This window comes from Promicromonospora sp. NPDC059942 (assembly GCF_042731755.1).
Lineage (GTDB): Bacteria > Actinomycetota > Actinomycetes > Actinomycetales > Cellulomonadaceae > Promicromonospora.
Genome location: NZ_JBHWLR010000005.1, coordinates 140,786 through 155,219 on the forward strand (window position 1 = coordinate 140,786; position 14,434 = coordinate 155,219).

The following is a 14,434-nucleotide window of genomic DNA, read 5'->3' on the forward strand; positions in this document are numbered from 1 at the left end:
CACTGACACTCCCGGTCAGCCCGCCCGCATCAGCTCCCGCAGCCAGGCGATGCTGGCCTCGGCCTGCACCCGCTGGAACTGGCGCAGGTGCGGGATGCCGGGCGGCGGCTCCTGCAGCGACCCGTGCACGAAGTACGCGGCCAGCACCGCGACCTGGGTCACCACGGCCTCGGGGTCGGTTCCGGCCGGGAGCGGGGTCCGCTCCAGCACCGCTGACGGCGCGGGCCCGCCCAGCGCGTGCATGGCCGGCAGCATCCCGACGACGTCGAGGAACGCGGCGCCTCGGGCCGCGTGCGGCCAGTCGACCACCACGCCTCGCCGCTGCTCGTCCGGGCCGAGGATCAGCACGTTGTCCGCCCGGAAGTCGGCGTGGACCAGCCGGTCGCCAGCGCGTGCCTCGGTCTGCCGCTCCGGGGCGGCGGCCTGCGCGATCAGGGCGAGGTGCTCGGCGAACCAGGGGTCGTAGGTCGCCAGCCCCTGCGGGCGCTCGTCGGCCAGGACCGCCGCCTCCGTCCGGACGTGCTCGGCGGAGTCGGGAAACACGTCGCCGTCGGGCGCCGGATGCTCACCGATCTCGAGGGCGAGGCGGGCCAGCAGGTCGACGTCGTCCAGGTCCCAGGGCTCGGTGCGCACCGCACGGCCGTCCACGGGTTCGAAGGCGAGAATGGCCCACTGCTCAGGTTCGGCGGGCGCGTCCGGGCTGGCCGCAGCATCGGGCCCGACGGCGGTGCCCCCGTCTTCCGGCCCGACGGCGTCGGCGACCCCATCGCCGTCCGACACGTCGAGCGACCACAGGAACGCGGGCGACGGCACGCCCGCGGGCAGGCTGGCGGCCTTGGCCGCCTCCTTCCGGTGCAGCCGCAGCGCCTCGGTCTGGCCGGGAGCGGCGGTCTTGACGAAGACCGGGCCGCGCTCGGTGGTGAGCACGCTGGCCAGGCCGGGCGAGTATCCGCCGTCGTGCGAGACCCAGGAGGTGACCTTCGCGCCCAGGCGGTCCTCGATCGCCGTCCGGATCGAGGCAGGCAGGTCGGGCCAGGTGGGGCGTATGCGGGTCATGCCAGTGCAGCCTGCCGGAACGTAGACCGGGGCACCATCTCAATTTCGCGGCGCCCTCGGTCCTGGCGGACCCGGCCCCAGTGCGGGTCAGCCGCGGTCGGCGGGCCGCACCGCGACCGGGTGGCCGTTCTCCAGCTCGGCCACGCCGCCGTCGGCAATAGCGCCCAGGGCCGCGGCGATCCGGCGGGCGACCAGGGGGCGCATCCGCTCGCGCGCCTCGTCAACGGTGCACCACGCCCAGGACCGCAGCTCGTCGCCGGCGAGCCAGATCGCCCCGGTCTGCTGTTCGGTCAACCGGCCGCCGTCGTAGACAAGGACCAGAGCCTCGGTGCGGCCGTCGACCGCTGGAACGTGGTCGACGGCGACGAGGCGCCCCGGCTCGATGACCAGGCCGAGCTCCTCCCGGACCTCGCGTGCGGCGGCGGCCCGGGGCGACTCGTCATGCTCGACGGCGCCGCCCGGGGCCTCCCAGACCTGCTTATATGTGGGCTCGCACAGGAGCACGCGGCCGGTGCGATCGGTGAACACCACGGTCGCCGCCAGCCGCTTGCGCGGTACCGCGTGCGTGTGCGCCGCCGAGCCGATGTCCTGGGGCCGTTCGTCGGGAGTGGTCGCCATGGTGGCGAACGTAGTCGCGCTGCCCGCCGCCGGCCTCAGAAGACGACCGCTGAGAACCAGTCGAACCCGACCTCGCCGCTGCGCTGGATGAAGACGCTCGCGAAGCCCTCGTTCGTCGTCTTGACGCCGATCGGCACCGTGAGCGGGATGGAGCTCTGCCCCACGGTGAGCACGGCGGGGCTGTTCGTGCCCGAGATGCGCACCATTCCCGCCGAGAAGACCTGGAGGGTCACGTTGACGGTGCGCGACTGGTTCGGCGGGAACTTGAAGAGATAGACGATGTGGTACGGGTTGTGCGAGGAGAAGCTCGGGAGCCGGTGGTAGGCGGGCTCCGCCTCCGTGTTGATCAGGCAGTCCTGGACGTACATGCCGAGCACCCGCCCGGCGGAGAGCCTGCGGCGGGACTGGCGTGGGTTGAGCTGCCCGATCGGTGTGATGTCGAGGGCGGTGGCGTCCTCGTCCTCCTCCTCGACGAAGGTCGCGGCCAGGTTCGTGCCGTCGCGCTCGGCCTCGTAGAGGACGTCGCGGACGGGACGGCCCTCCCCCAGGTCGACCAGTCCGGCCGCCGTGAGCTGGTCGAGCACGTCGCCGTCGGCGCGGGCTGAGGTGATCTCTCTCAGCCGGGTGAGCGGGTCGGTCTCCGTGTGGGTCTCATCAGACATGATCGCTCCTCGTCGAGCGTCGCCCGCGGCTTTCTTTTGTTGCCGCGGGTTCCTGACATCTCGATCGTAAGAGCGGTGTGGCGCTGGTTTCTCGGCGAGGCGGGTGTGTTCACCCCTTCCGAGCGTCGGACATCACGCTTCTACGACGACGGCTGCAGCAGAGCCCTCAGACGATCGCCGATCGGCCCCTCGCGCCAGTTCTTGTCGTAGAAGCTGACCTGGATCCGCTGCAGGGCCGGGTGCCCGGCGGCGGCCTTGGGGACACGGGTCGGCTTGCCCGCCGCGTCGACGAAGGTGACGACGGGGTTGGCGAGCACGAGTTCGTCAGCGAGAAGGCCCTGCCGACGCTTGCGGTCGATCCCCACCACCTCGGACCAGGGTGCCTCGATCCTGTAAGCGTCGCGCTGGACCGTCACGCCGGACTCCGAGACGGAGAGCGTCCTATTACGTACTCGCCGGTACATCCGGATCGTGAGCACCATGGACACGACGATGTAGCCGACGGCCAGCGCGACGAGGACCGGCTGCTGCGTCGTGATCAGCACCAGCGAGATTGCGGCCGTGAGAATCGGGATCGGCAGAACAAGGAGAACGGCGAGGTCCTGTCGGATCCGGTAGACGGTCACGGCTCGGAGCGTAGTGGACGTCTTCCGCTTCTAGTGCCGCGGAATCCTGATCGCTCGATCGTCAGGGCGCCTTGCTCACCCTTCCCGACTGCCGGACAGGCCGGCGTCGTCGACGGCGCGTTCGAGGGCGTCGACGGACTGGTCGAGGATGTCGCGCAGCAGGCGGGCCTTGTGCAGGGCGTTGCGCGCCTCGGCCGGGGTGCCGGCGTCGAGGTCGAGCGTGACGACGCGGCCGCAGTCAGCGATGGACAGACTCGCGCTGACGCGCTTGGCCTGGTCGTCGTCGGTGTATCCGGGTTCGGTGATGATGTCGGCCAGCGCGTACGCACCGGCGTGGTGGCCGCGGCAGTTCAGGAAGGTGCGGCGGTAGAAGCGTCGGAACGCCATGGGTACCTCGTCTCAGGACAACTCCCGCCTGAGTGGGCGGGGTCGGTACCCGCCTGCGCTGCTCACCATGTTTGAACTGTAGGTCGGTGGTGGCGGAGGTTGCACGGGAATTCGCCGACTCGTGGTCCTGCCTCCGATGGCGGTCCATCAGCTCTGCTGGTTCTCTCCAGTCATGACACTCGTCGTGGTGGGCGCGATCCTGTTCCTGGCGGGCACGGCGGGTGCCTTCGTCGCTGCCCGACCCCGGGACGGCGTTCCCGCGGCCGGCTGGTTCCCGGACCCAAGCACCCGCGCGGCCCGGCAGCGGTTCTGGGACGGCCACGCCTGGACCGGCGAGGTGGCCGACGGCGGCCCGGCTGCCGCACGCGGTCGACACTTCCACGGGCGGTTCTGGGGCCCGTGGGTCTGGTACCTCGCGGCGGCCGTCGTCGTCCTGATGGCCGGGTCGGTCGTGTACCAGTCGTCGGGAAACATCCACGTCATGGGCGTGGCCAGCCTGCTCGGCATGGCCGGCGTCTGCTGGGCCTTCTACCGGTTCGTGAACCGCCAGCTCGCGCTGGACGACGTCGTCGGCCCCATCACGGTCCTGGCGGTGGCCGTCGGCACCAGCGGCGCCGTCCTGCTGGTCGCGGCGAACATCAACTCGTGGATCATCAACGACGCCGGGATCGTGGCGGCGACGGCGTGGGTCGGCGTCGTCGAGGAGGGAACCAAGCTCCTGGTGCCGCTGCTGCTGTTCGTCATGGGCCGCTACCGCGACCCGAGGGCCGGCATCGCGGTGGGCCTAGCCTCGGGCTTCGGCTTCGCGATCACCGAGACCACCCAGTACGCGTATCAGACGGCGTCGGCGTCGGGGCCGAACTTCTGCGGGACGGGGGTTCTGGACGCCACACCCGCTGCGGTCGTCCAGGAGCAGATCTTCCGGGTGTTCACCGTCTCGCCACTGCACTGGCTGTGGACGGGCATCGCCGCGGCGATCGCCTGGCGACTGTGGCATCTGTACGGGTGGCGCGGTACGTGGGGCGCGCTGGGCGGGATCGCGCTGGTGATGGTGGTGCACTCGCTCAACGACAGCTCGGCGACGGCGTTCTGCGACAACCCGGCCGCGAGTAGTGGTGCGGCGGTGCTGCGGTGGGTGCTGGTGGTGGTGATGTACGTGGTGTTCCGCGCGTGGGCGCGGAAGTCGGTGCCGCCGCAGTTGGTGGGGGTGGTGAGTCGGGGGTGGGTTCCTCGGCGCCTGCCCCGTGGCCACGGCTCGTGATGTCGTACTCCGCTTCAGCGAACCAGGTACCGCGGGACGTGGGCCTGGATGTGAGCTCGGACAGCTGCCTGGTCCTCAAGGGGCACTGCCCGTTTGGGCAGCCAGTAGTGAGGCCACACCGTTCGGCACATAGACGTAGTACGCCTCGTTCGTCTCCAGGGCGCGCGTGGCCACGCTCCACGTGAAGGCTTGGCTGCCACTCGGGCCCTCGTGACGGAAGCCCTCGCTGTCCAGAGTCGCGTGCACGGGTTCGCGGTTCTGCGGCTTGCGCCAGGCAGCCCGGGCGCCGAAGTGCGCGTACCCGAAGGCGAACAGAGTGGCCACGACGGCAGCCACGGTGAGGGGCAGGAGCGTTTCCAGGTCGATGGCAGGTTGGCCGTCGTCATGGACGAGGAAGAAGCTCATCAGGATGGCAGCTGCGAGCAGGCCGAGCGCCACCCAGGCGAATGCCTTCAGGAGCCGCAACTGGGGCGTGCTGCGGAGGAGATTGACGTAATCCGACTGTGCGGGCACGAAGTCGTACGTCGCCGCGAAGGTGGTGCTTGTCGTGTTCGGCTGGCGGTCGTCTGAGGTCACGCGGCGCAGCGTAACCATGAAGGACTGGGCGATTGGCCCGTGCCCGGGATGAGTATGCGGGTGGGGTGCGCCTCACGAGTCGTCGGACCGGGCACTGCCGCGCTGTTCGCGACGCATGTGCCAGCATGACGGCAGATCCGAGCGTTTTGCTCAAGATTGCTAGGCACAGTCCAGGAGGCTCCGCCGGCCCACGCTCGACCCGGCTCGAGGCGATGGCTGTCGCGTGAACAACCAGAAGTTGATCATGTGGCTCCGGGAGGGTGGATCGTTGGAATTCTGGGGTTTCTAGGTTAGCGGCACTGGGCCGTGCCCGTTGCGTGCCACTCCGGACCAGGTGCCGACGGCCGCCTCGAATCGGGCAGTACGTCGAAGGCAACTGCAACCGGCGCATGCCTTCTCCCGACAGCCACAGCCAGGAAGCGGGGAAGCTCGCTAGTAACGGGCAGAGGACCAGCTATTCCAGCCAGACGTGGTCTCCGATTGCGCGAGTGAGCCAGCCTCGGTGATTGCCCAAGAACCCTTGCCCAGTCCGCTCACACCCGGTGCACGCAGCGGGAGCGACCCAGAACTGCACGAACTAGCTGCGGGAACCGCCGCGCCAGGCAACCAGGAGAGTGGCCCACATACCTGTGGTTACCGTAGCCACGTGGCAGGGAGGAGCAAGGGCGACCTTGAGTACGGCCGCCGGGCAGGGGGATGCCTGACGGCGACGACCGTTCGTGGGAACATGTGTTCGAGTCTTAGTTTTCGCGCTCACCGAATGGAGGTGATCTCGTGGTCTACATGCCATCGCGATCGTTAGCCCGCTGCGCGGGCTCAACGATCGATCGTCCACGAGCCGATCAGGGCCGCATGTCACCCTGCCGATTGCGCAATCACCCTGGTCAAGGCCTGTTCGGGCGCAATTTGGACATGTACCGTGGCAGGGTGCCGCTGTCGCCGTCGAGCTCCCGCAGCCAGCACCGGACGCTTCACGACAGAGCTCAGTTGGCACGCTACGGAGTGTCGTACGTGCGGTCGGTGTGCGCACAGGCCGGGGTTGGGATCAACGAGACTTCACCGGACGAAGACGTCCTCGCCACGGATTGCGACGTGAAGTTTCGCGAGGCGAGCGTGAACGTCCAGGTGAAGTGCACGACACGCTTCACTATCCAGGGGCGCACGAAGTCGTGGCAGCTGGAACCATCATGGGTTGAGAAGTGGAGCGACTCACTTCTGCCGGTCTATTTCGTTCTCGTCACAGCACCTCGCGACTTCGAAGATTGGATCGAACACACCGATCTAGGCACCGTCCACAAGACGGCCGCCTTCTGGAAGCGGTTTGACCCGAACACGGACCAAGCATCGATCACGCTGCCAGTCGCACAGAGGCTCACGGCAGACACGCTGGCGACCTGGCATTCCGACATGCTTGCCGCGTTCGGAGGCGTGCGATGACAATCAACGATGCCGTGCGGGATGTGCATGCTTATCTACGACGCAGGGGCTGGTCTGAGGTGTCGTCCGGTCCGGCTGGCGCGTTGTGGTCGCTCCAGGCCGGTAGGGTTGCTCAAAGCGTTGCTGTACCGAGGAGAATCGCCGCAGATTCCCACGAGTGGCGAAGTGTGCTTCAGAGTCTTGCACTGTCTGAAGAACGACCAGCAACGCAGATCGGGCTTGATATCCAGCGAGTGCTGACGGATGTGACGAGATTCCGGGCCGCCAACGATATTGTCATCCGTGGCTCGATCCCGCTTCATGCGGGTGTGACGCTGGCTGAATCGGCGCTCCGAATGATCCGGGCCACGGCGACGACTTCCCGGACGCCCAAGGCGCGCATTCGAGGTAACTACTCGAAAGTGGGCGACGAGATTGCTAACAGTGCGCGGCTCGGTCATACCGAGGAGGGCTCATACATCTTGCCGGTCCTGATGCCTATATCGGGAGCCCAAGAACATTCCGATGATCTCTGGTCTGCCAACGGTTCCGAACTGGAGCGTGCTGTTCCGGAACCGGACGAGCGGCGCGTGACGCGAACACTCGCCGAGGCGCTCACGGCCGTTTCTCGGCTCGTTGTCGAACCAGCCCGCGATCCGCGTCAAGCCGAGACGGGCGCACTGATCGCAGCTGGTGCAAGTCACGAGCTCCTGGTCGCGATTCGCGAAATTATCAGCGAGCAGTCAGTCAGCACTTTCGAGACGTCTTTCCAGTGGGCTCCTGCGGTTCCCGCCCCTCCCACAGTTCCTCAGAACGTCGAGATACCTGCCGAGTCCATCGAACTCATCTCGCGAGCCGCAACGCTCTTGGCTGCCGTAAAACCTGAACCGGTTCAGCGGTTGACTGGCCTGATAGTTGAACTTCGGCACGAGCCGCACGACGCCTTCGGAGAATTCGCCCTGCAGACCATGCGGAACGGTCGATCTGCAGAAGTGCGCGTACGTGTGCGCAACGAGCAGTTGGACCCCGTCCACGATTGGATGCGTACCTCGCGCACTGTCCTCGTCGAGGGGCAGATCAGGAGAGCCCTCAATCGGCTGCGTATAGACGATCCTGCCCAGGTCATGCCCCTCGATGAGACATTCCTCATCAGCGACGAATAGTCGCGTCGCGCCTCAGAGTGGATGGCGGCGAGCACTGGCTGGCAGACTTCATTCATGGCGTCCTACCTGCTCATCGTCGGCGATCGTGACGCGCTCGGGTGGATCCTCACGGAGTCACGGACGGCGTTCCCCAGCGCCGGCCGAACCGAGGTCGCCACCCTCGCCAAGGACGACAGCCTCTTCTTGTACACAACGCGAGGCTGCTTCAAGAATCCGACGCGAGATCGCGGGCGGGTCATTGGGACAGCTCGTGTAGCGAGCGATGTCCGCCGACTCGACAAGGCAGTCCGATTCGGCGAACGAGACTTCCCGGTGGGATGTGATCTTGAGATCGGACCGCTCGCGAAGTTCGGCGAGGGCGTCGAGCTCCAACCACTCGTCGAGTCTCTTGAGACGTTCGGTCACAACAGCCATGCTTGGTCAGCCCTGTTGCGTCGCCCGATGCTGCTGCTGACCAACGGCGACGCATCCCACCTTCGAAAGCTGCTCCGGACCACCACGCCCACCGAAGACATGGATGCGTACACACGCTGGTGGCGTGCATCACCGCGGGCGGGGCAGCCTCGCTGAGGCAGTTGCGGCAGTCTGGCATCTCACCCGGTGGTTCACCCACTCTCTGCCCGCAGCGATGACCAGTACCAATACCATCGAGTTGCCGCTATCCTGGTTCGCTCGCCACCCGGTGCGGGCCTCTGACCATGTCATCTGCTCGGGAGGCAACCTTTCATGACCGAAGACGCCGGACGTCCCGTCGACCGGCTGCGCAAGCACCTCACAGGTGCCGCGCGCCTCGATGCCCTGTCCGAGTCGTTCTCGATCTACGTGTACGAGGTGCTCAAGGACGAACTGTCCGAAGACGAGATCCGCCTCATTATGTGGAACGGCAGCCTGACTGCCCACCCTCTCAACGGCTTGAGCGAGGAGAACCTCCAGCGCTCCAGGCTTGACCAGCACCGCGTCGCCCGCGAGTTCGTCTCCTGGGCGGAAGACCGGATGCAGGTCCGGACGCTGAACCGCCGTACCCGCGAAGCTTGGACCACAGTCGACGGACCATTCCCCTACGCAGTCAAGGGCGCCGGCCTTGAGGCAGAGAGCCTTGGCCTGGTCCCGTCTCCCGACCTTCACTTCCCCCAGGAGCTGACCGATCTGCACCAGGTGCAGCAGGTCGCCCTCCAGTTCGAGCGCCTCTGGCATGACACGACCGCAACCGTGCCGGCGCAGGAGGACTTCTTCGAGGCTGCCCGCGTCCTGTACCGGGACAACGCTCCGGAGTCTGTCTACCTACGAATCCTGACTGCACTCTTCAGAGACTTCGTCGAGGAGGCGGGCGAAGAGACGGCAGAGCGCGGCCTGACCGGCTTCTACGACACCACCGTCTGGAACAAACTCTACAAGTTTCAGCGTGACGGAGTCCTCGGCGCCATTCAGAAGCTTGAGCGTCACAACGGCTGCATAATCGCCGACAGCGTCGGCCTCGGGAAGACTTTCGAGGCTCTCGCGGTCATCAAGTACTACGAGCTGCGAAATGACCGCGTGCTCGTCCTGGCCCCAAAGCGGCTACGGGAGAACTGGACGCTCTACCGGACGAACGACGGACGCAACCCGCTCCTCGACGACCGGTTCAACTTCGACGTCCTGAACCACACGGATCTCAGTCGTACAAGCGGACAATCCGGCGACATCGATCTCTCACACGTCAACTGGGGCAACTACGACCTGGTCGTCATCGACGAGTCTCACAACTTCCGCAATAACCCGCAGGTCAAGGGTCGCATCACGCGCTACAAGCGACTGATGAACGCGGTTTTCAAGGCGGGTGTAAAGACCAAGGTCCTCATGTTGAGCGCCACGCCGGTGAACACTCGCCTCGCGGACCTGCGTAACCAGGTCCTGTTCGCGACTGAGGGCGATGACCGGGCCCTGGTGGACGACGGGATCAAGGACATCGCCTCGACCCTGCGACAGGCACAGACCAAGTTCAACGCCTGGCAGAAGGCTCCCGAGTCGCGCCGCACCGCCAAGACCCTTGTTCACACGCTCGGGATGGACTACATCCGTCTCCTCGACCTCGTCACCATCGCTAGGTCCCGCAAGCACATCGAGAAGTACTACGGCGTCGAAGACACCGGGAAGTTCCCTGAGCGCCTCAAGCCCATCAACTTCACGCCCGACATCGATAGTCAGGGCGAGATGATCTCCCTGGAGGAGATCAACCGGGCGATCCTGAGGCTCACGCTGGCCGCGTACAAGCCAACTTCGTACGTCCAGGCGAAGCATTCGACGAAGTATTCTGAGATGTACGACCAAGCGCTCCGCACAGGTGGCCGGCGGAAGTGGTCCCAGCTCGACCGCGAGAACAACGTGGTCCATCTGCTCCGCGTTGGACTCCTCAAGCGTCTGGAGTCCTCTGTTCGCTCGCTCGGCATGACGCTGGAGAAGATCCTCGGAACGATCGATCGTGCGATCGAGCGGATCGACGAGTTCGAGCGGTCCGGCACCCCCGGCGTCTCCGTGGATGACATGGACGGGCTCGACAAGCTGGACTTGGCGGACCCGCAGTTCGAGGACGCAGTGGTGGGTGGCAGTGTCAAGGTCTTCCTCCAGGATCTCGACCTGATCAAGTGGCGCGCCGAGCTTCTCAGCGACCGCTCAAACATCGCCCACCTCCTCGCAGAAGTACGCAAGGTTGACACCCCACGAGACGCGAAGCTGGCCAAGCTCAAAGAGTTCCTCCGGGACAAGGCACTGAACCCCACGAACGACGGCAACCGCAAGGCGCTGATCTTCACTGCATTCAGCGACACCGCAGAGCATCTGTATGAGCACGTCGCCGACTGGGCTGTCGACGAGCTGGGGATCCATGTCGCGCTCATCACGGGGCAGACACCTCGGACGACCCTTCCGGGTGTCCGACGCGAGATGCACAGCATCCTCACTGCGTTCTCGCCCCGGTCAAAGGGCGGTGACCCAGATGCGCCGCAGATCGACATCGTCATCGCCACCGACACGATCTCCGAGGGCCAGAACCTCCAGGACTGCGACACAGTGGTCAACTACGACATCCACTGGAACCCAGTCCGGATCGTCCAGCGCTTCGGTCGTGTCGACCGGCTCGGCTCACGTAACTCCGCCGTGCAGCTCGTGAACTTCTGGCCGACGAAGGACCTCGACTCCTACATCAATCTCGAGACGCGTGTCTCCAGCCGCATGAAGCTGCTCGATGTGTCGGCCACTGGCGACGAGAATGTCCTCGATCCGCAGGAGATGAACGACCTGGAGTACCGGCGCAAGCAGCTGCACCAGATGATGGAGGCTGCACCGACGATGGAGGACCTCGCCGGCGGCCTCTCCATCACGGATCTCACGCTTTCGGACTTCCGCATGGACGCCGCTTCGCGCCCGAGCCGCGAGCTCCGACGCCTGACGAAATGGCCGCTTGCCCTCTTCGGCGTCACCCGCTTCGACCAGAGCCTCGCATCGGAAGGCCTTGGCCCAGGTGCGGTCTTCCTCCTGCACGTGCGCGACGACGCTTTCTCGTTCTCCAAGTCGTACCCGCTCGCGCCGTACGTCCTCGCTTACGTCACCGACGACGGTACGCTCGCGCATCCTGTCGAGGAGCCGAAGCGCGCTCTGGACGTCTTGCGTCGGCACTGCCTCGACCGCGTCGAGCCCGACCACGAGGTCCTCACCGAGTTCGAGAAGGCGACTCGGCAGGGGCGTTCCATGAAGCACTACCGGAACCTGCTCGACGCCGCGGTCCGCGCGGCATCCGGCCGTGCCGAGGAAAAGCTCGCCGCTTCGATCTTCTCGGCAGGACCGTCGCTCCTCGGTGCGGACGCCTCCGTGCCTGGCTTGGAGTCCATCGACGTCGTCGCATGGGTGGCGGTTATCCCGTGACCGACATCCTTGACTTGCTCGCGCTGCCCGACGACGCACGCATTCACAACCGGCTGACAAAGAAGGACCTGTCAGGGCAGTACGAAAATGAGGCGCCGGCCGACGCACGATACCTGAACCGGATCGTCGCCCAGGCGACCGCCGTTGGCGTCTTGCGGCCGGAGAAGATCGGTGTCCGTGGCTTCAAGGACGCCGACCATGAGGTCGACATCATCCCGGTCCTGAATGTCGCCCTGACGGCGAGTGCTCGGTCTGGCGACATCAGGCGCGTTTCCGAGTTGCTGCACCGAAACACGCCGCGTCCGATCATCCTTCAGATCGCCCTGGCCGACGGCGTCCCGTACATGGCTCTCGCCGTGACACGCCTGAGCTTGTCCGACCGCACGCGCACGACGTCCGTGATCGAAGCCTCACTGATCGTTCCGACCGACGAGATCGCAGACGGGGCCCTGACTCTGAGCGGCATCAATCGGTCGGACCTCTGGGCGCTGTACTGCGACATCGTCCGAATCACCGCAGCTGGCGGACGCCCAGCGTCCGAAGCGCTCACCGCTGTGCAGGCGATAGGCCTCCGCCGTCGGTTGATAGACCTGGAAAGTGAGCTCAACACGGTCATCCGAGATGTGAGGCGCGAGAAGAACATCCAACGCAAGATCGACCTCAACGCGACGGCGAGCCGGCTACGCCGCGACATCGCCGAGACGCAGACGGCGCTCTACGCGCCCGAGTACACGAAGCACGACGAGGAGAGCCCCACCCAATGAGTACCGACTTCACGCCGATCAAGGAGACGAGCGGGCCCGGCGAAGCACGCCGCAACCTCGACGAGCTCGCCAGACTGTTTCCTGACGCCGTCGCCGACGGCAGGGTCGATCTCGACGTGCTGCGTGACCTCCTCGGCCAGGACGCCGAGCCCGCTGGTACCGAACCGTTCGGCCTTCGATGGCCGGGAATGTCGGAAACCCGCCGGCTCGCGACGCTGCCGGCGACCGGAACACTCCTGCCGAAGCCTGAGGAGTCGGTGGACTGGGATACGACACGCAACATCGTCATTGAGGGCGACAACCTTGAGGTGCTACGCAACCTGCGTCGCGGATATACGAACAAGGTCGATGTGATCTACATCGACCCGCCATACAACACGGGCAACGACTTCGTGTACGACGACTCCCGGATGTCGTCCCTCGCAGAATACGAGGCCGATGCGGGGTTGCGAGATGAGGACGGGGTCACTGAGCGAGGAGGGGAATCAAGCCGCGCCGAGGACCGCCGTTCCGGGGCGTCACGTCACGCTAAATGGCTCTCCATGATGTACCCCCGTCTCATCACGGCCCACTCACTGCTGAAGGAGACCGGCGTCATCATCGTCGCCATCGACGACACCGAACACGCCCGACTGAAGTTGCTCATGGACCGCGTTCTCGGTGCAGAAAACTTCATCGCAAATATCACGTGGCAAGGTGGCCGCAAAAACGACTCTCGCTTCGTTTCGGTGAGCCATGACTACATGCTAATTTATGCAAAAGATCAGGGCCTTCTACGCTCTCGCGATATCCGATGGCGCGAACGGAAACCTGGAGTTGACGAGGCCCTGCAAGCCGCCAAAGAGATCTGGTCGAAGCATCAAGGCGATCCCACTAAAGCTCAGAAGGAATGGCGCGAATGGATGCGATCGTTCAAGGCATCAGGAATTCCTACCGACGCCGTAACCCGGTTTACGACCCTAGATCAGGATGGCCGACCCATTCGAACTGACGGTTCAACCATCAGTCCGAACCCGCGTCCCAACCTTAGGTATCCCCTCACACACCCGATTACCGGCGCGGAGATCAGCCCCCCGGCGAATGGCTGGCGATACTCTCGCGAGGAGATGCAGCGCCGCATCGATGCTGGACTTATCAACTTTGGGACTGACGAGTCGAAGGTCCCGAGCGCAAAGACCTTTCTGGATCAGATGGACAGCCACGTGGCAGAGTCCGTATTTGAGCGGGATAGAAACGCTGCTGGCCTCGCACTACGAGACCTCCTTGGCAGCGACGTATTCAACTTTCCCAAGGATTCCAGCGTCATCGCCGACTGGATCGGTCTGGCCAGCGCCAACAATCCCAACGCACTTGTGCTCGACTTCTTCGCGGGTTCCGGTTCTACGGGTCACGCCGTTATGGACCTCAACGCTGCTGACGGCGGACGTCGCCGCTTTATCCTCGTCCAGCTCGACGAACCAGTGAACCGCGACGGGTACGCCACGATCGCGGACATCACTCGTGAGCGGCTCCGCCGCGCTGGCAGGAAGGTCGCCGAGAATCTGACGCTTGAGTCGACCGACATCGACCTCGGTTTCCGCTCATACCGCCTGGCGTCCTCGAACCTCCTGCCGTGGGACGGCAAGAAGGCCGCGGAGGATATCGTCACAACACTCCTGGAGTCGACGGAGAACCTAGTAGAGGGACGCACCACTGACGACCTGCTGGTCGAGATGATGCTGCGCCTAGGTATCGATCTGACGACGCCCCTGGAGAAGCGCCAGGTGGCGGGAAGCACCCTCTACAGCCTGGGCGGCGGGACGCTCTACGCCTACTTCGGCACCGAGATCACCACGGATCTGTCGAACGAAGTCGCGAAGGCGATCGTTGCGTGGCGCGACAAGAACATTGTCGACTCGGATGTCACTGTCGTCGTGCGCGACAGCGGGTTTCAAGACTCCTCGGCCAAGCTCAACCTGGCGGCAGCGCTTGATCAGGCCGGCGTCACGACCCTGCGGAGCATCTGACG

13 protein-coding genes are annotated in these 14,434 nt (G+C 65.4%); 7 read left to right on the plus strand and 6 right to left on the minus strand.

The features are described 5' to 3' along the window. Nucleotides 1-15: 15 nt before the first annotated feature. The 5 genes from ACFV9Q_RS09935 to ACFV9Q_RS09955 all read right to left on the minus strand — a co-directional run bounded on the left by ACFV9Q_RS09935 (nucleotide 16) and on the right by ACFV9Q_RS09955 (nucleotide 3,349). On the minus strand, nucleotides 16-1,056 hold the full coding sequence (locus ACFV9Q_RS09935; RefSeq protein ID WP_377234271.1) for a phosphotransferase: 1,041 nt from the start codon (nucleotides 1,054-1,056) through the stop codon (nucleotides 16-18). 87 nt (nucleotides 1,057-1,143) lie between these two features. Continuing rightward, nucleotides 1,144-1,674: an NUDIX domain-containing protein gene (locus ACFV9Q_RS09940; RefSeq protein ID WP_377234272.1), complete on the minus strand. Its 531-nt coding sequence runs from the start codon at nucleotides 1,672-1,674 to the stop codon at nucleotides 1,144-1,146. A gap of 35 nt (nucleotides 1,675-1,709) precedes the next feature. Next, complete coding sequence (locus ACFV9Q_RS09945; protein WP_377234273.1) at nucleotides 1,710-2,336, minus strand: hypothetical protein; 627 nt, start codon at nucleotides 2,334-2,336, stop codon at nucleotides 1,710-1,712. Nucleotides 2,337-2,476: 140 nt separating this feature from the next. Next, nucleotides 2,477-2,962, minus strand: coding sequence for a hypothetical protein (locus ACFV9Q_RS09950; RefSeq protein WP_377234274.1), 486 nt, complete (start codon nucleotides 2,960-2,962; stop codon nucleotides 2,477-2,479). Nucleotides 2,963-3,037: 75 nt separating this feature from the next. Further along, a complete protein-coding gene (locus ACFV9Q_RS09955) occupies nucleotides 3,038-3,349 on the minus strand; it encodes a hypothetical protein (RefSeq protein ID WP_377234275.1) in 312 nt (103 codons plus the stop codon). Between the two features lie 172 nt (nucleotides 3,350-3,521). Here ACFV9Q_RS09955 and ACFV9Q_RS09960 point away from each other — a divergent pair, with 172 nt between their 5' ends. Further along, nucleotides 3,522-4,610 carry a PrsW family glutamic-type intramembrane protease gene (locus ACFV9Q_RS09960; RefSeq protein ID WP_377234276.1) on the plus strand — a complete coding sequence of 363 codons (1,089 nt, stop codon included), beginning with the start codon at nucleotides 3,522-3,524 and terminating at the stop codon, nucleotides 4,608-4,610. A gap of 75 nt (nucleotides 4,611-4,685) precedes the next feature. Here ACFV9Q_RS09960 and ACFV9Q_RS09965 read toward each other — a convergent pair whose 3' ends face one another. Beyond that, nucleotides 4,686-5,186 (minus strand): hypothetical protein, encoded by a 501-nt coding sequence (locus tag ACFV9Q_RS09965; RefSeq protein WP_377234277.1) that lies wholly within the window; start codon nucleotides 5,184-5,186, stop codon nucleotides 4,686-4,688. 912 nt (nucleotides 5,187-6,098) lie between these two features. Here ACFV9Q_RS09965 and ACFV9Q_RS09970 point away from each other — a divergent pair. From ACFV9Q_RS09970 to ACFV9Q_RS09995, 6 genes are all read left to right on the plus strand, one after another. Continuing rightward, on the plus strand, nucleotides 6,099-6,623 hold the full coding sequence (locus tag ACFV9Q_RS09970) for a DUF4365 domain-containing protein (RefSeq protein WP_377234516.1): 525 nt from the start codon (nucleotides 6,099-6,101) through the stop codon (nucleotides 6,621-6,623). Next, nucleotides 6,620-7,765 (plus strand): hypothetical protein, encoded by a 1,146-nt coding sequence (locus tag ACFV9Q_RS09975; RefSeq protein WP_377234278.1) that lies wholly within the window; start codon nucleotides 6,620-6,622, stop codon nucleotides 7,763-7,765. The genes ACFV9Q_RS09970 and ACFV9Q_RS09975 overlap by 4 nt, the downstream gene beginning before the upstream one ends. A gap of 54 nt (nucleotides 7,766-7,819) precedes the next feature. Continuing rightward, nucleotides 7,820-8,335 carry a hypothetical protein gene (locus ACFV9Q_RS09980; protein WP_377234279.1) on the plus strand — a complete coding sequence of 172 codons (516 nt, stop codon included), beginning with the start codon at nucleotides 7,820-7,822 and terminating at the stop codon, nucleotides 8,333-8,335. 156 nt (nucleotides 8,336-8,491) lie between these two features. Continuing rightward, the gene (locus ACFV9Q_RS09985; protein ID WP_377234280.1) at nucleotides 8,492-11,662 is read left to right on the plus strand and encodes a helicase-related protein; all 3,171 of its coding nucleotides are present in this window, start codon (nucleotides 8,492-8,494) and stop codon (nucleotides 11,660-11,662) included. Then, a complete protein-coding gene (locus ACFV9Q_RS09990) occupies nucleotides 11,659-12,426 on the plus strand; it encodes a DUF4391 domain-containing protein (protein WP_377234281.1) in 768 nt (255 codons plus the stop codon). Before ACFV9Q_RS09985 ends, ACFV9Q_RS09990 begins: the two co-directional genes overlap by 4 nt. Beyond that, entirely contained in the window at nucleotides 12,423-14,432 is a 2,010-nt protein-coding gene (locus ACFV9Q_RS09995) for a site-specific DNA-methyltransferase (RefSeq protein WP_377234282.1), read from the plus strand. Before ACFV9Q_RS09990 ends, ACFV9Q_RS09995 begins: the two co-directional genes overlap by 4 nt. Nucleotides 14,433-14,434 lie beyond the last annotated feature (2 nt).

What these genes read in the sequence shown, in the direction of transcription:
- ACFV9Q_RS09935 (WP_377234271.1), bottom strand. Translation starts at nt 1,056, where the DNA reads ATGACCCGCATACGCCCCACCTGGCCCGACCTGCCTGCCTCGATCCGG.
- ACFV9Q_RS09940 (WP_377234272.1), bottom strand. Translation starts at nt 1,674, where the DNA reads ATGGCGACCACTCCCGACGAACGGCCCCAGGACATCGGCTCGGCGGCG.
- ACFV9Q_RS09945 (WP_377234273.1), bottom strand. Translation starts at nt 2,336, where the DNA reads ATGTCTGATGAGACCCACACGGAGACCGACCCGCTCACCCGGCTGAGA.
- ACFV9Q_RS09955 (WP_377234275.1), bottom strand. Translation starts at nt 3,349, where the DNA reads ATGGCGTTCCGACGCTTCTACCGCCGCACCTTCCTGAACTGCCGCGGC.
- ACFV9Q_RS09960 (WP_377234276.1), top strand. Translation starts at nt 3,522, where the DNA reads ATGACACTCGTCGTGGTGGGCGCGATCCTGTTCCTGGCGGGCACGGCG.
- ACFV9Q_RS09970 (WP_377234516.1), top strand. Translation starts at nt 6,099, where the DNA reads ATGTACCGTGGCAGGGTGCCGCTGTCGCCGTCGAGCTCCCGCAGCCAG.
- ACFV9Q_RS09975 (WP_377234278.1), top strand. Translation starts at nt 6,620, where the DNA reads ATGACAATCAACGATGCCGTGCGGGATGTGCATGCTTATCTACGACGC.
- ACFV9Q_RS09980 (WP_377234279.1), top strand. Translation starts at nt 7,820, where the DNA reads ATGGCGTCCTACCTGCTCATCGTCGGCGATCGTGACGCGCTCGGGTGG.
- ACFV9Q_RS09985 (WP_377234280.1), top strand. Translation starts at nt 8,492, where the DNA reads ATGACCGAAGACGCCGGACGTCCCGTCGACCGGCTGCGCAAGCACCTC.
- ACFV9Q_RS09995 (WP_377234282.1), top strand. Translation starts at nt 12,423, where the DNA reads ATGAGTACCGACTTCACGCCGATCAAGGAGACGAGCGGGCCCGGCGAA.